General features: G+C 64.9%; 19 protein-coding genes. 9 read left to right on the top strand and 10 right to left on the bottom strand.

Annotated features, from left to right (window positions below):
- Positions 1-2 precede the first annotated feature (2 nt).
- From SOM28_RS06915 to SOM28_RS06905, 3 genes are all read left to right on the top strand, one after another.
- On the top strand, positions 3-989 hold the full coding sequence (locus SOM28_RS06915; RefSeq protein ID WP_320467664.1) for a succinylglutamate desuccinylase: 987 nt from the start codon (positions 3-5) through the stop codon (positions 987-989).
- A 91-nt stretch (positions 990-1,080) separates the two neighbouring features.
- A complete protein-coding gene (locus tag SOM28_RS06910) occupies positions 1,081-2,172 on the top strand; it encodes an NADH:flavin oxidoreductase/NADH oxidase (RefSeq protein WP_320467663.1) in 1,092 nt (363 codons plus the stop codon).
- A gap of 123 nt (positions 2,173-2,295) precedes the next feature.
- Positions 2,296-3,156: a head GIN domain-containing protein gene (locus tag SOM28_RS06905; protein ID WP_320467662.1), complete on the top strand. Its 861-nt coding sequence runs from the start codon at positions 2,296-2,298 to the stop codon at positions 3,154-3,156.
- Here the strand turns inward: SOM28_RS06905 and SOM28_RS06900 are convergent, their stop codons facing one another.
- Positions 3,157-4,347 (bottom strand): globin domain-containing protein, encoded by a 1,191-nt coding sequence (locus tag SOM28_RS06900; RefSeq protein ID WP_320467661.1) that lies wholly within the window; start codon positions 4,345-4,347, stop codon positions 3,157-3,159.
- Between the two features lie 248 nt (positions 4,348-4,595).
- Here SOM28_RS06900 and SOM28_RS06895 point away from each other — a divergent pair, with 248 nt between their 5' ends.
- A complete protein-coding gene (locus SOM28_RS06895; protein ID WP_320467660.1) occupies positions 4,596-6,077 on the top strand; it encodes an APC family permease in 1,482 nt (493 codons plus the stop codon).
- 1 nt (position 6,078) lies between these two features.
- Complete coding sequence (locus SOM28_RS06890; RefSeq protein WP_320467659.1) at positions 6,079-6,753, top strand: CatA-like O-acetyltransferase; 675 nt, start codon at positions 6,079-6,081, stop codon at positions 6,751-6,753.
- Here SOM28_RS06890 and SOM28_RS06885 read toward each other — a convergent pair.
- From SOM28_RS06885 to SOM28_RS06870, 4 genes are all read right to left on the bottom strand, one after another.
- Complete coding sequence (locus SOM28_RS06885) at positions 6,716-7,810, bottom strand: alpha/beta fold hydrolase (RefSeq protein ID WP_320467658.1); 1,095 nt, start codon at positions 7,808-7,810, stop codon at positions 6,716-6,718. The two genes, SOM28_RS06890 and SOM28_RS06885, sit on opposite strands and share 38 nt — an antisense overlap.
- Before the next feature lie 160 nt (positions 7,811-7,970).
- Positions 7,971-10,130 carry a S46 family peptidase gene (locus SOM28_RS06880; RefSeq protein WP_320467657.1) on the bottom strand — a complete coding sequence of 720 codons (2,160 nt, stop codon included), beginning with the start codon at positions 10,128-10,130 and terminating at the stop codon, positions 7,971-7,973.
- Positions 10,131-10,265: 135 nt separating this feature from the next.
- Entirely contained in the window at positions 10,266-11,531 is a 1,266-nt protein-coding gene (gene cls, locus SOM28_RS06875) for a cardiolipin synthase (protein WP_123067790.1), read from the bottom strand.
- 82 nt (positions 11,532-11,613) lie between these two features.
- Positions 11,614-11,883 (bottom strand): GlsB/YeaQ/YmgE family stress response membrane protein, encoded by a 270-nt coding sequence (locus tag SOM28_RS06870; RefSeq protein WP_123067791.1) that lies wholly within the window; start codon positions 11,881-11,883, stop codon positions 11,614-11,616.
- 302 nt (positions 11,884-12,185) lie between these two features.
- Between SOM28_RS06870 and SOM28_RS06865 the strand changes: the two genes are divergently transcribed.
- Positions 12,186-13,508, top strand: coding sequence for a hypothetical protein (locus SOM28_RS06865; RefSeq protein WP_123067792.1), 1,323 nt, complete (start codon positions 12,186-12,188; stop codon positions 13,506-13,508).
- A 70-nt stretch (positions 13,509-13,578) separates the two neighbouring features.
- Here the strand turns inward: SOM28_RS06865 and SOM28_RS06860 are convergent, their stop codons facing one another.
- From SOM28_RS06860 to SOM28_RS06850, 3 genes are read right to left on the bottom strand one after another with little or no spacing between them, the layout of a single operon-like run.
- Positions 13,579-14,148 (bottom strand): YceI family protein, encoded by a 570-nt coding sequence (locus SOM28_RS06860; protein WP_005664752.1) that lies wholly within the window; start codon positions 14,146-14,148, stop codon positions 13,579-13,581.
- A 33-nt stretch (positions 14,149-14,181) separates the two neighbouring features.
- Positions 14,182-14,736 carry a YceI family protein gene (locus SOM28_RS06855; RefSeq protein WP_123067793.1) on the bottom strand — a complete coding sequence of 185 codons (555 nt, stop codon included), beginning with the start codon at positions 14,734-14,736 and terminating at the stop codon, positions 14,182-14,184.
- Complete coding sequence (locus SOM28_RS06850) at positions 14,733-15,281, bottom strand: cytochrome b (RefSeq protein ID WP_123067794.1); 549 nt, start codon at positions 15,279-15,281, stop codon at positions 14,733-14,735. The genes SOM28_RS06855 and SOM28_RS06850 overlap by 4 nt, the downstream gene beginning before the upstream one ends.
- A gap of 186 nt (positions 15,282-15,467) precedes the next feature.
- On the opposite strand from SOM28_RS06850, the gene SOM28_RS06845 reads away from it, so the two are divergent.
- Positions 15,468-17,387, top strand: a complete 1,920-nt coding sequence (locus SOM28_RS06845) for a TOL_0244 family TonB-dependent receptor (protein ID WP_414675155.1) — start codon at positions 15,468-15,470, stop codon at positions 17,385-17,387.
- A 129-nt stretch (positions 17,388-17,516) separates the two neighbouring features.
- On the opposite strand, the gene purB is transcribed toward SOM28_RS06845, so the two are convergent.
- Positions 17,517-18,896 carry an adenylosuccinate lyase gene (gene purB / locus SOM28_RS06840; RefSeq protein ID WP_320467655.1) on the bottom strand — a complete coding sequence of 460 codons (1,380 nt, stop codon included), beginning with the start codon at positions 18,894-18,896 and terminating at the stop codon, positions 17,517-17,519.
- A 157-nt stretch (positions 18,897-19,053) separates the two neighbouring features.
- Here purB and SOM28_RS06835 point away from each other — a divergent pair, with 157 nt between their 5' ends.
- Both SOM28_RS06835 and SOM28_RS06830 read left to right on the top strand, forming a co-directional pair.
- Complete coding sequence (locus SOM28_RS06835; protein ID WP_123067796.1) at positions 19,054-19,668, top strand: glutathione S-transferase C-terminal domain-containing protein; 615 nt, start codon at positions 19,054-19,056, stop codon at positions 19,666-19,668.
- Between the two features lie 14 nt (positions 19,669-19,682).
- Entirely contained in the window at positions 19,683-20,609 is a 927-nt protein-coding gene (locus SOM28_RS06830; RefSeq protein ID WP_320467654.1) for a PfkB family carbohydrate kinase, read from the top strand.
- 123 nt (positions 20,610-20,732) lie between these two features.
- Here SOM28_RS06830 and bfr read toward each other — a convergent pair whose 3' ends face one another.
- On the bottom strand, positions 20,733-21,203 hold the full coding sequence (gene bfr / locus SOM28_RS06825; RefSeq protein WP_109346016.1) for a bacterioferritin: 471 nt from the start codon (positions 21,201-21,203) through the stop codon (positions 20,733-20,735).
- Positions 21,204-21,254 lie beyond the last annotated feature (51 nt).

Here is a 21,254-nt window from a genome sequence, read left to right as displayed (position 1 = left end):
TCGTGAGCGCATTGCCTGAAGCAGTGCGCGCGCTGGCCGAGGCGGATTTCGCCTCGGTCGCGCAGCGCTTCGAAAGCGCCGGCTTTGCCGTCGCGCAGCCGGCGTCCGGCGTGCTGACCGTCAAGGCGGCGACGCCGGATGCCGGCCGTCCCAGCGTGCTGGTGTCGGTCGGCGTGCATGGCGACGAGACCGGGCCGATCGAGATGGTCGCGTACCTGGTCGAGGCGCTGTCGCGCACGCCGGAGGCGCTGGCGGTGGACCTGATGCTGTGCGTCGGGAATATCGATGCGATCCGCTCGGCCAAGCGCTTCATCGATGCGGACCTGAACCGGATGTTTCGTCTGGAGCGTGGTTCGCTGACCGGGACTTTCGAGGCCGGCCGCGCCGACGTGCTGATCGACGTCACCCGTGCCTTTTTCGAAGGCAGCGGGCCGCAGCGCTGGCACCTCGACCTGCACACGGCGATCCGGCCTTCGCACTATCCGATGTTTGCGATCGTACCGGAGCTGATCGAGGACCGGGCCCGCGCAAGCCTGATCGCGTGGATAGGCGAGGCCGGGATCCAGGCCATCATCATGAATCCAGCATCGGCCGGCACCTACAGCTATTTCACGTCCGAGCATCTCGGCGCGGCCGGCACCACGGTCGAGCTGGGACGGGTCGGCACGCTGGGACAGAACGACCTGTCGCAGTTCGCCGATGCGTCGAAGGCGCTGGATCGTTTGCTGCGCGGCCAGCCGGCCGAGGCAGCCAGGTCCACGCCGCATGTGTTTGCGACGGCGCAGTCGATCATGAAGCTGTCGGACGCATTCAGCATGCGCGTGGGCCGCGAGACCTGGAACTTCACGCCGATGAAGCACGGCGAGGTGATCGCCTCCGATGGCGAGACCGTGTACACGGTGAAGCACGACGAGGAACTGGTCGTGTTCCCGAACCCCGACGTGCGCGTGGGACTACGCGCCGGCATCATGGTGGTGCGTATCGCTTGACGGGAAACGGGCTGCGGCCCGTTTTTTTTCGCTCCCTGCAGGAATCCTTCCGGCGGAATAGACTGGTGAATTCCGACCTGCAGGAGTCACCATGAGCAAGCTGTTTTCCCCGTATTCCCTCGGTTCGCTGGAGCTGTCGAACCGCATCGTGATCGCCCCGATGTGCCAGTACTCCGCCGTCGATGGCCTGGCCACCGACTGGCACATGATCCACCTCGGGAACCTGGCGTTGTCCGGCGCCGCCCTCCTGATCCTGGAAGCCACCGCCGTCGTGCCCGAAGGCCGCATCTCGCCGGATGACCTGGGCCTGTGGTCGGACGAGCACGCGAATGCTCTGGCGCCGATCATCGCCGCGATCCGCCGTCATTCCCCGATCAAGCTGGGCGTCCAGCTGGCCCACGCCGGCCGCAAGGCCTCGACCAACGTACCGTGGGAGGGCGGAGCCGCGATCCCGCCCGATGCGCCGCGCGGCTGGCAGACCGAGGCCCCGTCCGCCGTGCCGCATGCCGAAGGCGACCCGGCGCCGCTGGCGCTGGACGCCGCGGGCCTGGCGCGCGTGAAGGACGCCTTCGTGGCCGCCGCCCAACGCGCCCATGCGTTGGGCCTGGACGCGATCGAGCTGCACGGCGCCCACGGCTACCTGCTGCACCAGTTCCTGTCGCCGCTGGCGAATCGCCGCGACGATGAATACGGTGGTTCGCTCGAAAATCGCATGCGCTACCCGCTGGAGGTCTTCGCCGCGGTGCGCGCGGCCGTGCCGTCGATGACGGTCGGGATGCGCATCTCGGCGACCGACTGGGTCGAAGGCGGCTGGGACCTGGAGGCGAGCATGCGCCTGGCACAGGAGCTGAAACGCCTCGGCTGCGACTTCATCCACGTCTCGAGCGGCGGCGTCTCGCCCCATCAGCAGATCGTGCTGGGCGCGGGCTACCAGATCGGCTTCGCCGAACGCATCAAGGAAGAAACCGGCATGCCGACCATCGGCGTCGGCCTGATCACCGAAGCGCAGCACGCGGAAACCATCCTGCAAAAAGACCAGGCCGACCTGATTGGCCTGGCGCGCGCCATGCTGTTCGACCCGCGCTGGCCATGGCATGCAGCGGCTGAACTGGGCGACCAGGTATTCGCACCGCCGCAGTACCTGCGTTCGCAGCCGCGCGAGCACAAGACGCTGTTCGGCTAATCCATTCGCGCCGTCCATGCGCCGTCCAGGACGCCTTTTTTGCAGTTTGTCGCATGCAGATGGCGACCGGGGAGGGCGCTTGCTAGAGTGACATCACTCGAACAACAACCTGATTGGACTGCCATGCGTACCCTCATCGCCCTTGCTTCCCTTGCCGTTCTTTCCGGCTGCGCCATCATCGTCGCACCGGGCGACGGCGATACCCGCGTCCACACGGCGTGGAGCAGCGATGCGAAGGAGGGCGACGGCGTGGCCGCGCGCGACCAGCGCGAGGTCAAGGCGCTGGCGGCGCTGGACGTGAGCGGTTCGCTGCCGGTCGAGGTGCGCGTCGGCCCTGCGCCGTCGCTCGTGGTCGAGGCGGACAGCAATCTGCTGTCGCTGATCCGCACCGAGACCCAGGGCGACACCCTGCGCATCTATTCCGAGAAGAGCCTGCGCAGCAAGACGCCGCTGCGCATCGTGTACACCACGCCGCGCTTGAGTGAAGTGCGCGCTTCCGGCGCCACCCGCGTCGAGGTGAGCGACTTGAATGGCGCGCCGCTCGACGTGCGCCGGAGCGGGTCGTCCGAAGTGCGCCTCGCGGGCAAGGTGGGCAACCTGAATGCGCGTTCCAGCGGCTCGGGCCTGCTGGATGCTAGCCGCCTGCAGCTAGAGGGCATCGACGCGACCCTGTCGGGATCGAGCCGCATGCGCCTGGGCCAGGTGAAAGGGGATCATGCGCGCCTGGAACTGAGCGGATCGAGTTCGCTTGACGCCAGTGGCGCGGTGCGCTCACTGAGCGCCCGCGTGAGCGGCTCGGCCAACGTCGACCTGGCCGACCTGAAAACGGACGACGCCGACCTCGGCGCCAGCGGCGCCGGCGGCATCCGCGCCACCGTGAAGCAGTCGCTGTTCGCCCGCACCTCGGGCTCGGGCGGCATTCGCGTGTATGGCCACCCGGCCCAGCGCAGCATCACTGGCGACCGGGTGCATCTGCTGGACTGATTAAAGCAGGTTATCCAGCAGGTCCGGACCGAACACCTCGCGGTGCAGGCGTTCGGCCGGGGCGCCATCTTCCAGCAGCGCATTCCATTGCGCCTGCATGAACGGCAGCGGGCCGCACATATACACGTTGGTTTCGCTGCGCGGCCACTTCGGCAGGCGCGCCAGGTCCATGAAGCCGGGCAGGGCGTCGGGCGCGCTGTCTTGTTCATGGAAGGTCACCACCTGCAGATTCGGCATGCGTGCCTTGGCGGCCGCGATATCGCGCTGGTGCGGGTGATGCTCGGGGCAGCGCGCGGCGTGCGCGAAGATCACGCGGCGCTGCGGATTGACCAGGGCGATGCGGTTCAGCGCGCCGATCATCGGCGTGATGCCCACGCCGGCCGACAGCAGCACCACCGGCTCGTCGGACTCGGTATCCGGCAGGAAGTCTCCAAACGGGTAGCTCACCTGCAGGATGTCGCCCGCTTCCACATTACGGTGCAGCCAGTTCGACACGGCGCCGGCCGGAATGTTGTCGTTGCCTTCCTCGCGCTTGACCGAGATGCGCATCGAATCGACGCCGTGCGCATCCGACAGGCTGTACTGGCGCAGCTGACGGAACCCGTCGTCGAAGATCGCTTCCACGCTCACGTACTGGCCGGCCTTGAACGGCGGCAGCGGCTCGCCATCCTGCGGCACGAAGCGGATCGACAGCACGTTCTCGCTTTCCTGCACGACCTCCGTCACGCGCATGGGACGCAGATAGCCCGCTTCGATGCCGGCATCCGCATACATCTTCGTTTCGGCATCGATGAAGAGCTTGGCCAGCGAGCCATAGGCTTCTTCCCATGCCTTCATCAGCGGCTCGACGGCGGCATCGCCCAGGGTCGACTTGATCGCGCCCAGCAGGTGGAAGCCGACGATCGGATAGTGAGCGGCGGTCAGGCCGACCGAGACGTGCTTGTGCACGATGCGGCTGACCACCGGACCGAGGGCGGCGGCGTTGTCGATGTTGGCGGCGTAGGCGAACAGCGCCGAGGCGAGTGACTGCTGCTGCACGCCGCTGGCCTGGTTACCCATATTGAACAGGTTCCGCAGCTCGGGGTGGGCCCTGAACATATTGGCGTAGAAGGTGGTCGTGATGGCCGGACCGTGCTGGCGCAGGACGGGAACCGAAGCGTCGATATAGGGGCGGGAAGCGGCAGAAATCATGGAAGGTCCTTATTAGATGCAATTTAAAAGCATGTTTTAGTGCTGAAAAAAGCCCGCCAGATGGTCTTCGCGTGCGGGCAACGGTAAGTCGACGGAAAGAATTCTATCAAAGATGCTTTGAAAATGCACCTTACTTAAACTATTTATTGCGAGGGAGGCGGACTCCCCTATAATCGCAACTTCGTTTTTGAGACTGTCGAGCTGCGGCCGCCGAGCCGCGATCGCCAAAGTGGATTGAAGGACACGCCGTGAACCAGACCCTGGGCCAGAAGCTGTTACGTACCAAATCGGCAGCACCGCATCATGAGGAAACCGCCAGCGTCGGCGTCGCCGGCGCCTTGCCCGGCCTGCATCGCTCGCTCGGCCTGTTCCCCCTGACCATGATCGGCGTCGGCGCCACGATCGGCACCGGCATCTTCTTCACGATGGTCGAAGCGGTGCCCAAGGCCGGTCCGGCGGTCATCCTGTCCTTCCTGCTGGCCGCGCTCACTGCTGGCCTGACAGCATTGTGCTACGCCGAACTGGCCGGCCGCGTGCCTGCCTCGGGCTCTTCGTATTCCTTCGCCTACGCCACCGTCGGCGAATTCGCGGCCTTCATCGTCGCCGCCTGCCTGCTGCTCGAATACGGGCTGGCCGCCAGCGCGACTTCGATCGGCTGGTCCGACTACCTGAACAACTTCCTGCTCAATGCCTTCAACTGGCAGATACCGGAGCAGCTGCGTTCGCCGATGTTCGTCTCGGACCACCATGCCGTGACTTTCCATCCGGGGAATATCAACCTGCCGCCGATCATCCTGGTGATCCTGTGCGGCTTCCTGCTGGTGCGCGGCGCCAAGGAGTCGGCCACCACCAATGCCATCATGGTGATCATCAAGCTGGCGATCCTGGTGTTCTTCGCGGCGATTGCCTTCACCGGTTTCGACGCCAACAATTTCCAGCCCTTCTTCAATACCAACGAGGCCTCGGGCTATGCCGGCATGGCCGGCGTGACCGCCGCCGCCGGCACCGTGTTCTTCTCCTTCATCGGCCTGGACACCATCGCCACCGCCGGCGAAGAAGTGAAGGACCCGCGCCGCAACGTGCCGATCGGGATCCTGGCCGCCCTGATTATCGTGACCGTGTTCTACATGCTGGTCGCGGTAGCCGCCATGGGCGCCCAGCCGGCCCATATGTTCGAAGGCCAGCAGGCCGGCCTGTCGGTGATCCTGCAGAACGTGACCGGCCAGGCCTGGCCGGCGCTGGTGCTGTCGGCCGGCGCGGTGGTGTCGGTGTTCTCGGTGACCCTGGTGACGATCTACGGCCAGACCCGCATCCTGTACGCGATCAGCCGCGACGGCCTGATCCCGCAGGTATTCCAGAAGGTCAGCGCGCGCACCAAGGCGCCCGTGAAGAACACCATGATCGTGTGCGTGGTGGTCGGCCTGGTGGCCGGCAGCGTCGACTCCACCTTCTTGTGGGATATGGTGAGCATGGGCACGCTGACCGCCTTCATGGTGGTCTCGATCGCGGTGCCGGTGATCCGCAAGCGCCAGGGTGCGGACGCGCCGCCGGGCTTCCGCGTGCCGTTCGGCCCCTACCTGATCCCGGGCCTGTCGGTGCTGGCCTGCCTGTACATCATGAAGGACCTGTCGCCGGCAACCTTCCGCGTGTTCTTCATCTGGATGGCGGTGGCGGTCGTGGCCTACTTCGGCTACGGGATGCGCAACAGCCGCCTGAACAAGGCAAAGTAAGATGGACAAGTTCGAACAGCGGCGCGACCGTTTCGCGCTGTTCGACGGCATGGACAGCCCGTCGGTCAACCTGTGCTTCCCGCTCGAGCTGCCGGATTTCCGTCCGTGGTGCAAGGAGCAGGAGCTGGCGCCTTTCCACGTGCTGTTGTGCGCGGTGCTGCGCTCGGTCCTCAAGATCGAGAACTTCCGCTATCGCATCTACGACGACGAAGTGATCCGCATCGAGCGGCTGATCCCGTCGTTCACCGTCAAGAACCTCAACGACGACCTCAATTTCGCGACCTTCGACTGGTCCGACGACCTGCGTGAATTCGTCGCGCGCGGCCGCGCGGCCGGCGTCGAGGCGATGGGCATGACGGGACTGAACCAGCGCTACGCGACCCTGTCGCCGCGCGACGCCAAGGACCAGGTGTTCGTCACCTGCATTCCCTGGCTCGAGTTCACCTCGATCCAGCATCCGACCACGCGCGTCGGCCGCTCGGACATCCCTTCGCTGGCCTGGGGGCGCTTCCGCGACGGTCCGGACGGCAAGCTGGTGCTGCCGTTCTCGGTGCAGGCCCACCACGGTTTCGTCGACGGCTTCCATATCTATTCGCTGGGCCAGCAGATCGCGGCCGAACTGGCGGCGATGATGCGTTCTACTTCGCCAGCGGCCGCACATACTCCAGCAGGCTGACCAGGGTCTTGCCCGGCTCCTCCCACGGCGCCATGTGCGCCGAACGCTCGAACCATACCGCCCGCTTCGACGGCGCCTTCACCTGCGCCAGCCAGGCCTCGGTGGGGGCGGTCGGCGTCGTATAGTCGTGGCGGCCCAGGAACATCACGACCGGCACCGGGAATTCCTTCACCTTCGAATAGTCGACCTTCACGAATTCCGGCAGCAGCCGGCCCAGCGTGAGCAGGCTGCCGGCGTCGATGGCCTTGACCTGGTCCATCGTGTAGTCGGGCGAGAGCAGCGGCCCCTTGAAGAAGTAAGTGGACTCGCTGCGGTAGGCCGACAGGCCACCATAGTGCTGCGGCCACTTGCGCGCGGCCACGATGCGCTCGCGCGTGATCGGCTGGCTGCCGGGATAGGGCGCGATCGCCTGCAGCTCCTTCAGCGCCTCCTTGTCGTCGTGGATGCGCGCCTGTTCCAGCGCATATTCGAAGCTGATGCGTTCATTTTCACGCACGCTGATCACCTGGCCGATGCCGACGTAGGCGTGGAACAGGTCGGGACGTTTCAGCGACGCCGCCATCGAGATCACGGTGCCCCAGCTGTGCGCCATCAGCACCAGCTTCTGCTGGCCGTAGCGCCCGCGCAGGTGTTCGGCCACCTCGATCAGGTCGTCGACGTAGCGCTCGATGCGGATCGTCTCGGCCACGATGGCGGGATCGGTTTCACCATAACTCTTGCCGGCGCCGCGTTGGTCGTAATTGGCGACGGTGAAGAATTCCTCGATCGGGCGCTGGAACTGCCACATGGTCGGCGTGATGGGCGAGGCCGGACCACCGTGCACGAACAGGATCATCGGGTTGGCGCGGTCCTGGCCGCGCACATTGATCCACTGGTCGATGCCGCCGATGCGGGTTTTATAGGAATCCTGCACGCCGTGCGGCGCCACGATGCGCTGCAAGTCTTCGACCGCGGCGCGGGCGCCGGCCAGCCGCTTCGCATCGACACTGTCCTGTGCCGAGGCGTTCGCGCACAGCATGCCCAGCGCGGCCAGGCAGCAGATCAGGGTATTTTTCATTTCGCTCTCCCGACATTATTTGAATCGAGTGTAGCGAGCGACCCGCGACGCGTCACGGCGTACGCGACAGGCGGGCGAAACGACGGAATAAACTGTGCAAAACCCCATGAAAAAGGCCGCGCCCCTTGCGGTGACGCGGCCTTCGAAAGAAGAAGAACGATTACAGCGCGTTCATCTCTTTCAGCAGATTATCCGCCTTGTCGACTTCCTTCATATTCCACAGCATGTAGCGGGTGTCGACCTGGATCGAGCGGGTCATCTTGTTGTTGAAGTCCCAGTCCGAGATGATCGAATCCAGGGTGCCGTCGAAGGCCAGGCCGATCAGCTCGCCCTTGGCGTTCAGCGCGGCCGAACCCGAGTTGCCGCCGGTGATGTCGAGCGTCGCCAGGAAGTTGACCGGCAGGGTCTTCTGCTTCGGATCGGCGTACTTGCCGAAGTTCTTCGCCTGGATCGCGGCCAACTGGTTGTCCGGCGCATCGAACTCGCCTTCGCCGGTGTGCTTGGCGGTCACGCCCGACACGGTGGTGAAGGCGGTCCAGCCGGTGGTGCCGTCGGCGCCCACGTCGCGGCCGGCGATCTTGCCGAAGGTGACGCGCAGGGTGCTGTTGGCATCCGGGTAGACGGCCTGGCCCTTGCTGTTCATGTAGGCGATCTTGGCCTTCATGTAGTTGCCATAGGCTTGCTGGATCTTGCCGGCCGACTCTTCGCCTTTTTCTTCATCCTTGATGTCGGCGTCGTACATCGCGACCGCAGCCTTGATGAAGCTGTCGTTCGAGGCCTTGAAGTCGGCTGGCGACTTTTTCAGCCAGGCGGTGCGCTCTTCCTTGCTGGCCAGCTTGGAACCGGCATAGATGCGGTCCAGCGCCGACTTCAGTTCGGCTTCGCTCATGCCCGGCTTGATGCCCAGGGCGGCGTCGAACGATGCGTCATGCTCGGCGGCCGGCTGTGCGTTGTACTGCTTCAGGAAGTTCAGCACCAGCGCCTTGTCGACTTTCTCGTCGTAGGTGCGGTCCTGGCCTTCGATGACCGAGGTCAGGCGCGGCAGGTCGCGGTCCTGGTAGCCGGTCTTGCGCTCGGTGTCCGGCTTGGCGCGTTCGTTGGCCAGGCGCACCAGGGTGCGCGCCGAGGTCAGGAACTTCGGCTGGGCATAGGTCAGGAAGAAGCCCTTCTTGGTGCCGGCATCGCGCTCGGCGATCAGCTTTTCGGCCGCGTCGATGTCGGCGCCGTACTGCGCCTTGCGCGACGCGTCGGCATTCACCCAGGCCTTGAGCGCATTGTGCTCGGCGGTCTTGCGCTGCAAGAAGTCGCTGCTCTGGTAGGAGACCAGCATGCCCTTGCGGTTCTTGTAGTAGTTGTTCACGCCGGCGATCTGGCCGGCGTACTTCAGGCGCGCGGCCGGGTCGTTCTTGGTCTCGCGGTCGATGATGGCCAGGGTCTCGCCCGAGGCTTGCACGAAGGCCGGGTAGTTCCAGTCGAAGGTGAAGGCCACTTCGGACGGCAGGCGGTGGCGGTTGGTGCGGCCAGGATAGCCCAGCACCATCACGAAGTCGCCTTCCTTGGCGTGGTCTTGCGCCAGCTTGATGATGTGCTTCGGCTTGTACGGCACGTTGTCCTTCGAGAACTCGGCCGATTTGCCATCGCGGCTCACGTAGGCGCGGTAGAAGCCGTAGTCGCCGGTGTGGCGCGGCCACATCCAGTTGTCGGTGTCGCCGCCGAACTTGCCGATGCCGTCGGCCGGCGCGTGCACCAGGCGCACGTCGCGGATCTCGAGCTGCTTCAGGCGGTAGAACTCCAGGCCGCCGTAGTAGCTGGCCACGGTGCAGCGGTAGCCGGCATCTTTTTCGCATTCGGCCACCAGGGTCTTCTGGTTCTTCTCGATGGCGTCGATGCGGGCCTTGCCGGTCAGCTTGGCGACTTCTGGCGTGATGACCTGGTTGCTGACGTTGGTCACCTCGTCGGTCACAAAGATGCGGCTGCCTGGCGAAGCCGGCAGTTCGTCAGCCATGGTCTTGGCCAGGAAGCCGTTCTTGAGCAGGTCGCGCTCCGGGGTCGAGTTGACGGCGATGCTGTTGTAGACGCAGTGGTGGTTGGTGACCACCAGGCCCTGCGGCGACACGAAGGACGCCGAGCAGCCGCCCAGGCTGACGATGGCGCCCATCGGGAACTCGGTCAGCTTGGTCAGATTGGCCGGATCCAGCTTGAGGCCGGCGGCTTTCAGTTGCTTGGCCACTTGTGGCAGCTGTTGCGGCATCCACATGCCTTCGTCCGCGTGGGCGGCGAAGCTGCTCAGGATGGCGAGCGAGAGAAGGGTTTTTTTCATGCGCGTAATCTTGGTTGGGAAGGGATACTCATGGACCTCGGAGCGTCCATGAGTATGGTAATCCCATGCTGGATCGTCAACCGCTATTTCGAGCGCGCAAGCAAATTCCGTTTTTCCCTCGTTTCGCCGTGTTTACTACAGCTGCTTGTCGACCAGCGACACCGCCCAGGTACTGAAGCGCTGCCACCACGGGCGCTGCGCGAACTTGTGCTCGGTCACCGGCGTGGCGCGTGCCCAGTCCTGTTCGTAGATCTCGCTCATCTGCGCCGCAAAGCCTTCGTCCAGCACGTTCAGGTTGGCCTCGTCGTTGATGCTGAACGAGCGGTTGTCGAAGTTGGTCGAACCGACCGATACAAGGAGTTTGTCGACGATCAGCGTCTTGACGTGGTACATGGTCGGCTTGTATTCCGAGATCTGCACACCTGCATCGAGGAGTTCGGGCCAGCGATCGCGCGAGGCGGCCTTGACCAGGTCGGAATCGATGATCGGACCCGGCGTGATCAGGCGCACCCGCACGCCGCGCTTCGCGGCGGCGATCAGGGTGCGGACGGTCAGGTCGTCCGGCACGAAATAGGCGGCCGACAGGTCGATCGTCTCGCGCGCGGCGGTGATCGACATCAGGTACATCAGGTGCATGCTCTCGCTGCCGCCGGTTGGCGAGCTCGAGAACATCTGGGCGGGCATCGTGCCTTTTGGTTCCAGCGCCGGGAAGTAGTCGGGACCGTCGAGCACTGCGCCGGTGGCCTTGGTCCAATTGTCGTTGAACACAGCCTGGATCTGCCCGACCACCGGGCCTTCGATCCTGAAGTGGCTGTCGCGCCAGTGATTTTCGTCTTCGGCATTGCCGCGCCACTGGTCGGCGATGCCGACCCCGCCAGTGAAACCGATCTTGCCGTCGATAACCAGGAGCTTGCGGTGGGTGCGGTTGTTCATGCGCGCCAGCTTCCACCATACCGGCTTGTGATAGCGCTGCACGCGCACGCCGGCTTTCTTCATTTCGTCCACCAGCGCATTGTCCATCTTCATGCTGCCCATGAAGTCGAGCATGACGTGGACCTTCACGCCGGCGCGGGCGCGCTCGGACAACGCTTCTGAAAATTCCTTGCCGATCGATTCCGACCAGTAGATATAGGTTTCCAGGTTGATCGACTTTTCCGCCTGGCGAATCGCGGCCAGCATGGCGGGGAAGATCTGGTCGCCATTGATCAAGGCGTCGACCTTGTTTCCTTCAAGAATAGGGGGGCCGAGCAGCACACCCATCGAGCGGCGAAATTGCGGGTCGTGGGTGTCGTACTGCCGTGTCAGTTGCCGTTCGATCTGCTTTTCGCTCGGCATGAAATTCAGCGCCAGCACGCCAAGCACCAGCGTCGCGGCGACCGTGATCAACACTGTCCAGAACATTTTTGGGCTCATCAATAAAACCACAGAGGAAAAAAAACCAACGCACGTGGCGTTGGTTTTTACAGATTGCGTGTCGTACTCATTAACGAACGCGACCGCGGCGCAGCAGATTCACGATGGCCAGCAGGATGACCGCGCCCAGGAACGAGACCAGGAGCGAAGCGACACTGAAGTCGTCCGAGTTGATGGTGCCGGTGCCGAACAGCGGCGACAGCAGCCAGCCGCCCAGGAAGGCGCCGATGATACCTACGACGACGTTAAGAATGATGCCTTGCTCTGCGTCGGTTTTCATGACCATGCTGGCAAGCCAGCCCAGGATGCCGCCGACGACGATCCAGATGATGAATAACATGGTTGCTTCCTCCTCAAGTAAAAAGACATACCCCCAGGCCCAACAATTGCCGTGACCATGGGAAAAAGTCTAGAGATGCGTCCCCGTCAGGTCGGTGCGGCAACTCACGTTAGATAGCGTTTTTGCATTGCTGTTCATCCACCGGTCCGGTCGATCGCAGCTGCGTTGGCCGCATGTCGGCCGGTCTGTGTCAACCGTGCGTCATCGAACAGAGCCATGCAGCTCATGGGCATAAGGTGGACGTCCCTGGCAGTGCCGCTTCAACAGCGCCTGGCCACCCCAACTACCAGAAAGGATTTGACATGAGCAGCTACGACACCAATCGTCAGGACCAGAACCAGCGCATGGTCACCGGCCTGTTCCCCGACCGCGCCAGCGCCGAGCGCGCCTATGGCACCGTGTCCGATCGCGGCTATACCCGCGACGACGTCAACCTGATGATGTCCGACACCACCCGCACGACCCACTTCGCCGATAAAGATACGGAACTGGGCAGCAAGGCGGCCGAAGGCGCGGGCATCGGCGCCGGCATCGGCGGCACCATCGGCGCCGTGCTGGCCGGTATCGCCGCCGTGGGCACGACCCTGGTGCTGCCGGGCCTGGGCGTGGTCGTCGCCGGACCGTTGGCGGCGGCCCTGGCCGGCGCCGGCGCGGGCGGCATCACGGGCGGCCTGATCGGCGCGCTGATCGGCGCCGGCATCCCCGAAGAACGCGCCAAGCACTATGAAGAAGGCATCAAGAACGGCGGCATCGTGATGGGCGTGCACACCCGCTCCGACGAAGACGCGGCCCACATCCAGGAATCCTGGACCAAGCAGGGCGGCTCGCACGTGATCGGCGCCGGCCTGGGCATCGCGGGCGGCGCGGCGCTGGGCGCCACGGTCGGCACCGTTGCCGGTCCGATCGGCACCGTGACCGGCGCCGTGGTTGGCGGCGTGGCGGGCGGCATCGCCGGCAAGGGCGTGGGTGAAGTGGTCAATCCGAAGGCCGGCGACGACCTGGCCGAACACCACCTGGCCAAGGGCGTGGGCGCCGGCACCGGCGCAGCCGCCGGTGCGGCGATCGGCGCCGTCGGCGGTCCGATCGGGATGGCGGCGGGCGCCGTGGTCGGCGGCCTGGCCGGCGGCGCGGCAGGCCGTGGCGCGGGCGAGGTCGTCAATCCGAAGGTGGGCGACGAACTGCATGACCATAACCTGGCGCAGGGCGTGGGCGCCGGCGGCGGCGCGACCGCGGGTGCGATCATCGGCGCCGCGGCCGGCCCACTGGGTGTGGCGGCGGGCGCAGCGATCGGCGGCCTGGCGGGCGGCGCGGCCGGCAAGGGCGTCGGCCACATGGTCAATCCGCACGAGGAAAACGAGTACTGGCGCACCCAGTACCAGACCCAGCCGTACTACACGCCGGGCTACACCTATGACGACTACGCGCCGGCCTATGCGCTGGGCTACAACAGCTATGGCAAGTACGATGGCGGCTATGACGCCAACGAAAGCCACCTGGCAGGCGAATGGGACCGCTCGAAGGGCAATTCGCGCCTGAAGTGGGACCAGGCCAAGTCGGCCACCCGCGCCGGCTGGCACCGCGTCGAGCGCGCGATCCCGGGTGATTTCGATCGCGACGGCCGTTGATCGTTTGATCCGCGGATGAAAAAAGCCCCGCCGGTTCGCACCGGCGGGGCTTTTCATTTGGTGCGATCGATCAGCGCTTGACGGCTTCGACCTGGATCGCCAGCTTCACTTCCGGCGAGAAGTTCGGCAGGCCGAAGCTGATGCCGAAGTCGTCGCGCTTGAAGGTGCCGACCACGTCGGCGCCGCAGGCTTCTTTCTTGAGCATCGGGTGCATGATGCACTTGAATTTGTTGATCTGCAGCGTCAGCGGCTTGGTCACGCCGTGCAGGGTCAGCTCGCCGTCGACCGAGGTCGGCACGTCGCCGGTGTACTTGATCGACTTCGACTTGAAGGTCGCGGTCGGGTACTTGGCGGCGTCGAAGATGTCCGGCTTCTTGGCGTGCTCGTTCATCTTTTCGTGGCCGAAGTCGATGCTGTTGATGTCGACGGTGATGTCCAGCGAGCCGGTCTTGGCTTCGCGATCCAGGGTCACGCTGCCGCTCGACTTGTTGAACTTGCCGCGCCATACCGACAGGCCCATGTGGTCGGCTTCGAAGCTCGGATAGGTGTGGTTCGGCTCGATGTCATAGGTGACCGGCGCGGCGAAGGCGGTGCTGGCGGCGAGGGCGGCGGCGGCCGCGATCAGGTGCTTGATCTTCATGTGGTGATGTCCCTTGTGAGGTGTGGTGGTGAGTTATGGTGCTGCGGTGACGCGGAACTTGATGACGACTTCATCGGCGACCATGCTCGTGTCCTTCCACTCGCCTTCGCCGATGTTGAAGGCCAGCCGCTTGATCGGCAGCTGACCTTCGAATACCTGTTTGCCGCCTTCGGCCTTGACCGCCAGCGGGAAAGTGACGTCGGCAGTCTTTCCCTTCAGGGTCAACTTGCCCGACACGTTCAGCTTGCCGGCGCCGCTTGGTGCGATGCTGGTGGATACGAAGCTGGCCTTCGGGAATTGCGCCGAATTGAACCATTCCTTCTTGGCGACTTCCTTGTTGTACATCGGGTCGCCGATGTCGAAGCTGGCGGTATTGATCTCGACGGTCGCCTTCGAGGCGGCCGGCTTGGCCGCGTCATAGTCGATGGCCGCGCTGAAGCTGCGGAACGGCGCTTCCACCGGCACGTTCATCTGCTTGAACACGGCCGAGACGCTGCTCTTGGCCGGATCGGTCTTGAGCGGGACGGCGATCGCGATGGCGCTGGCGCCGACCAGGGTCGCAACCAGCAAGGCTTTGAATGGTTTCATCGTTTTTCCTTCGGGGTAGGGAGGGGAAGCATGCGCTGCATCACGCCGTCGCGGTCGACCAGCAAATGCTTGAATGCGGCCAGCACGTGCAGGGCCACCAGGGCGGCCAGCAGCATATTGAGCCAGTAGTGCACGCCGCGGAGCAGGGCGCGCAGCTCGGGATCGGGCCCGATCAGCACCGGCAGCGGGATCTCGCCGAAATACACGACCGGGAAGCCGGCCGCCAGGCTGAAGAAATACCCCGACAGCGGCACCGCGAACATCAGCACGTACAACAGCACGTGCAGGCCGTGGGCGGCGCCGCGCTGCCAGGCCGGCATGGCGTCGGCATATTGCGGCGGGTGATTGAACAGGCGCCACAGGAGGCGCAGCGCGGCCAGGCCCAGCACGGTGACCCCGGCCCATTTGTGCCAGTTGGTGTAGCGGAGCTTGGTCATGGTGATGCCCTGGATGTCGGTCATGACCAGGCCGAGCGTGAACGTGCCGATGATGGCGATGGCAATCAGCCAGTGCAGCACGATAGCGGGCAGCGTATAGCGGCGCATGTTTGTATTCAAGTAACTAGTACGAGTTAGAACTAACCAACTATAGCAAAAAAGCGGTCACCGTGCTGCAGAGTGTGATTTCTGTTGCAGACACTAGCACGGACTTGTAAAACATGCACCATTCGGCGCGGCTGAATGTAAAATCGGCTCATGAACGTGTTTATCACTTATTGCTGTCGGAACCTTGTGTTGGCCACGGGCGTCGCCGCCTGGCTGGCGCTGCCCGCCATGGCCGCCCCCGCCGGGCAGGCCGACCTGGCCGACCTGTCGATCGAGGAACTGGCCAATATCCAGGTGACCTCGGTCTCGAAGCGGCCCGAGCGCCTGCAGGATGCGCCGGCGGCCGTGTTCGTGATCACGGCCGACGATATCCGCCGCTCCGGCGCCGACACTCTTCCCGAGGCGCTGCGCCTGGCGCCCAACCTGCACGTGGCGCGCGTCAACGGCTATGCCTATTCGATCAGCGCGCGCGGCCAGAACAGCGGCGGCAGCGTGCTGTCGAACAAGCTGCTGGTATTGATCGATGGCCGTTCGGTGTACACGCCGCTGTTCGCCGGCGTGTTCTGGGACGCCCAGGAGGTGCTGCTCGAAGACGTCGAGCGCATCGAAGTGGTGAGCGGGCCGGGCGGCGTCATGTGGGGCCTCAACGCGGTCAACGGCGTCATCAACATCACGACCCGCTCGGCGCGCGACACCCAGGGCGGCATGCTGGCGCTGCAGGGCGCGAACGACGGCAGCGGCGGCGCCGCCTTCCGCCAGGGCGGCACGAGCGCGGGCGGCGTGGCCTGGCGCGCCTATGGCAAATACACGCGCCGCGACGACAGCGACCGGGTCGGCGGCGGATGCATCGACGACCGCTACCGGCGCACCCATGCCGGCGTACGCGCTGACTGGGAGCAGGGCGGCGACCGTTACTCGGTGATCGGCAACGTCTACCAGGGGCGGCTCGACCAGCCGCAGCCGGGAGAAATCGCGGTGCCGGGCGGTCCCACCGAGCTCGATCGCGTGCGTTCCGACGGCGCCAACCTGACCGCGCGCTGGCAGCGTCAGCTCGCGGACGGCGGCGACGTCGCCGTCCAGGCCTATCTGGATCACACGGTGCGCGAATCGCCGCCCTTGTTCAGCGAGCGCCTGACCACGGCCGACCTGCAGTTCCAGCACACGCTGCCGGTCGCCGGCCGCCATGGGCTGATGTGGGGCGCCAACTATCGCCAGACGCGCGACCGCGTCGGCAACACCCAATACGTGGCCTTCCTGCCGGCCGACACCAACCAGCGCTGGGGCAGCCTGTTCGTGCAGGACGAGATCGCACTGGATGACGCCTGGCGCCTGACGCTGGGTGGACGCGCCGAGTACAACCATTACACCGGGGTCGAATGGTTGCCGAGCGCGCGCCTGTCGTGGCGCATGTCGCCGCAGCACGCCTTCTGGGCCTCCGCGGCGCGCACCGTGCGCGCACCGGCGCGGCTGGACGCCGACGCCTGGGTGCCGGGGCAGCCACCGTTCATCCTGCGTGGCGGGCCAGAGGTGCGCAGCGAAGTGGCGCGCGTGATCGAGCTGGGCTACCGCGGCCAGCCGACGGCGGCGCTGTCGTATTCGGTCACGCTGTTCCATACCGACTACGACCACCTGCGCACGCAAGAACTCGACCCCAGCGGCAGTTATCTGCTGTTCGACAACCTGATGGAAGGCCGCGCCAGCGGCATCGAAGCCTGGGGCAGCTGGCAGCCGATGCCGCGCTGGCGCCTGTCGGCCGGCTGGACCGCGCTGCACCAGCGCCTGCAGCTCAAGCCCGGCGGTAACGATGTGGCTGGCCTGCGGGCGGCGCGGCGCGACCCCTCGCATACGGCGCAACTACGATCGAGCTACAACATCGACGACGCGCGCGAGATCGACGTCACCGTGCGCCGGGTGGGCGAGATGCCGGCGTCTCGGGTGGCGTCGTACACGGCGCTCGATGCGCGCTTCGGCTGGCGTGTGCGGCCGGGCCTCGCCCTGTCGGTGTATGGCGAGAACCTGAACGGCGGGCATGCGGAGTTTGGCTCCAGCACGTATTGGGCGGAGTTCGAGCGCCGGGTGGGCGTCAAGATGAGGTGGGATTATTGAGGTAGGGTGGACCGGGACGCGTAGTCGGCTTTGCCGTCCACGCGTTCAACTGCGGTATGCGTTTCCACAACGCTGGCGTAATTTGAACGCGTGTACGGCGGAGCCGTACACGCTACGAGGCGTTCAACCTCAAATATCAGCAGCCAGCTTCGCTGCCAGGCCGGTGTAATTCGCCGGCGTCATCGCCAGCATCAGGTCCTTGGCTTCCTGCGGCACGGCCAGCGTCTCGATGAACTCGCGCAGCGCTTCGCGGGTGATGCCCTTGCCGCGGGTGAGTTCCTTGAGCTGCTCGTACGGGTTGGCGATGCCGTAGCGGCGCATCACGGTCTGCACCGGTTCGGCCAGCACTTCCCAGTTCGCGTCCAGGTCCTGCTCGAGGCGGGCGGCGTTCACTTCCAGCTTGTTCAGGCCGCGCAGGCAGCTGTCATAGGCCAGCAGGGCGTAGCCGAAACCGACGCCGATATTGCGCAGCACCGTCGAATCGGTCAGGTCGCGCTGCATGCGCGAGACCGGCAGCTTGTCGGCCATGTGGCGCAGCACCGAATTGGCCAGGCCCAGGTTGCCTTCCGAGTTCTCGAAGTCGATCGGGTTGACCTTGTGCGGCATGGTCGACGAACCGATTTCGCCGGCCTTCAGTTTCTGCTTGAAGTAGCCCAGCGAGACATAGGTCCAGATGTCGCGGTTCAGGTCGAGCAGGATGGTGTTGGTGCGCGCGATGGCATCGAACATCTCGGCCATGTAGTCGTGCGGTTCGATCTGGATCGTGTACGGATTGAAGGTCAGGCCCAGGCGCTGTTCGATCACGTTCTTCGAGAAGGTCGGCCAGTCGAATTCCGGATAGGCCGACAGGTGGGCGTTGTAGTTGCCGACCGCGCCATTCATCTTGCCCAGGATTTCGACGTCGGCGATGCGGCGGGCGGCGCGCTGCAGGCGCGCGACCACGTTGGCCATTTCCTTGCCCAGCGTCGTCGGGCTGGCGGTCTGGCCGTGGGTGCGCGACAGCATCGGCAGCGCCGCGTTGGCGTGGGCGATCTCGGTCAGCTTGGCGATGATGGCTTGCAGCGCCGGCAGCATCACGCCGTCGCGCGCGGCTTTGAGCATCATGCCGTGCGAGGTGTTGTTGATGTCTTCCGAGGTGCAGGCGAAGTGGATGAATTCGCTGGCCGCGACCAGTTCCGGCACGTCCTTGACCTGTTCCTTGAGCCAGTATTCGACCGCCTTGACGTCATGGTTGGTGACCGCCTCGATTTCCTTGATGCGCGCGGCATCCTTTTCGCTGAAATTCGCAGCCATCTGGTCGAGGTGAGCGATCGCTTGCGCGGAGAACGGCTTGATCTCGGCAAAGCCGGCCTGCGACAGCGCCTGCAGCCACGCGATCTCGACCTTCACGCGGTGGTGCATGAAACCCGTTTCCGACAGGATCGGGCGCAGCTTGTCGGTTTTCGAAGCGTAACGGCCGTCGAGCGGGGACAGGGCCGACAAGGTAGGGGACAGGGCGGTAGAGGTCATGGCAGCAGTGGCGGTCAAAAACGCGGATTTTACCACCGGACGGGCGGCGAACCCTTGCGCATGACGCAGTTCGGGAGTGTGTTGGGCCGGCGACAGCGCAGGTTTTACGGCAGGGGCCGATGCTATACTGGGTTTCGATTCCCAACTGCGACCTCCCATGAAACTCATCGGTTCTGTCACCAGCCCCTACGTCCGCAAGGTCCGTGTCGTGCTGGCGGATAAAAAGCTCGACTATTCCTTTATCCAGGAGAATGTCTGGGCCGCCGATACGACCATCCAGCAGACGAATCCGCTGGGCAAGGTTCCATGCCTGGTGATGGAAGACGGCAGCACCCTGTACGACTCGCGCGTGATCGCCGAGTACCTCGACACGCTCACGCCGGTCTGCAAGCTGCTGCCGCCGAATGGCCGTGACCGGGCCGAGGTCAAGGTCTGGGAAGCCCTGGCCGACGGCGTGCTCGACGCCGCCGTGCTGGTGCGCCTGGAAACCACCCTGCGTCCCGAGGCCCAGCAAAGCCCCGAGTGGATAGCCCGCCAGTGGGGCAAGGTGCATGCCGGCCTACGCGTGATGTCCGAGCGCCTCGGCGAGTCAAGCTTCTGCGCCGGCAACCATTATTCGCTGGCCGACGTCGCCGTCGGCTGCGCCCTGGGCTGGATCGCCTTCCGCTTCCCCGACATCGACTGGCGCGGCGACTACCCGAACCTGGCGCGTCTGTTCGACAAGCTGTCCGAACGCCAGTCGTTCAAGGACACCATCCCCTTCCTCGCATGAACGGCGTGTCGGGCATGTCCACCGCCGTGGTGTTCGGCGAAGCGCTGGTCGACGATTTTCAGCCCGAGCAGGTCGTCGGCGGGGCGCCGTTCAACGTGGCGCGCCACCTGGCCGCCTTCATGGCGCCGGTCCTGGCCATCACCCGCATCGGCGACGACAAGAGCGGCCAGCTGGTGCACGCCGAGTTCGAGCGCTTCGCCATGAGCGAGGCCGGGCTGCAGCGCGACCCGCTGGAAGAAACCGGCCGCGTGCTGGTCGAGCGCGGCGCGCGCGGCCATCGCTTCACGATCCTGCCGAACCAGGCCTATGACTTCATCGACCGCGCCGCGGCGGTGGCGAGCGTGGAAAGCGTCACGCCGGGCGTCGTCTATTTCGGCATGCTCGCCCAGCGCCACGAGGCGTCGCGCGGCGCGCTCAAGGCGGTGCTGGACAGCACCGCCGGCACGGCAGCGCGCTTCCTCGACCTGAACCTGCGCGACGGCCAGTACGACGAGCGCGGCGTCACCCGCTCGCTGCAGGCGGCGAACATCGTCAAGGTCAACGAAGAAGAATTGCAGGCGCTGTTTGGCTGGCACTTCCAGATCAAGCCCGACGATCCGCCGCTGGCGGCCGACGAGGTGCACGCCTCGTGCCAGGCACTGCTCAAGATGTTCTCGCTCGACGCCCTGATCGTCACCCTGGGCCACCGCGGCTCGGTGTACTTCGACAGCGAGGGCCGGGTGCTGACCCAGCGCGATCATCCGGCCCCGCCGTTCGTGATCGATACGGTGGGGGCGGGCGACGCCTTCGCGGCGATCTTCCTGCTGGGACGGATGCGTGGCTGGCCACTGGAAACGAGCCTGGCGCGCGCGAACGAATTCGCCGGCGCGATCTGCGCGATTCCCGGCGCGGTGCCGAGGGATATGGGGTTCTACGACAAGTGGATGACGCGCTGGCGCTGAAGGCCAGGGCGGGGGAGCGGTAGGGTGGACGGCTTTGCCGTCCACGCGTTCAACTGGAATATGCGCTGCCACTACACCCGCATGATTTGAACGCGTGGGCGGAAACCCGCCAACCCCACGCGATTACGAAGCGATCTGGCTCTGCAGGTAATTCTGGATGCCGACCTTGACGATCAGGTCGAGCTGGGTTTCCAGCCACTCGATGTGCTCTTCGGTGTCTTCCAGGATCATCAGGAACAGGTCGCGCGACACGTAGTCGGCGGCCGCTTCGCAGGCGGCGATGCCTTCCTTGACGGTCACTTGCGCGCCGCGTTCGAGTTTCAGGTCGCATTCCAGCATTTCCTGGGTCGACTCGCCGATCATCAGCTTGTGCAGTGCCTGCAGGTTCGGCAGGCCGTCGAGCATCAGGATGCGGTCGATCAGCTTGTCGGCGTGCTTCATTTCGCCGATCGATTCTTCGTATTCCTTTTTGCCCAGCTTTTCCAGGCCCCAATGGCGGTACATGCGCGCATGCAAGAAATACTGGTTGATCGCGGTGAGTTCGTTGGTCAGCTGTGCGTTCAGCAGACGGAGAACGTTTTGATCGCCTTTCATTTGGAGCCCCTGATGATTTTGAATGGGCTCAATGATAGCAAACAAGCCGGC

The organism is Massilia sp. CFBP9026 (assembly GCF_034045165.1).
GTDB lineage: Bacteria > Pseudomonadota > Gammaproteobacteria > Burkholderiales > Burkholderiaceae_D > Telluria > Telluria arenae.
This window is presented reverse-complemented; position numbering and strand designations above follow the sequence as displayed.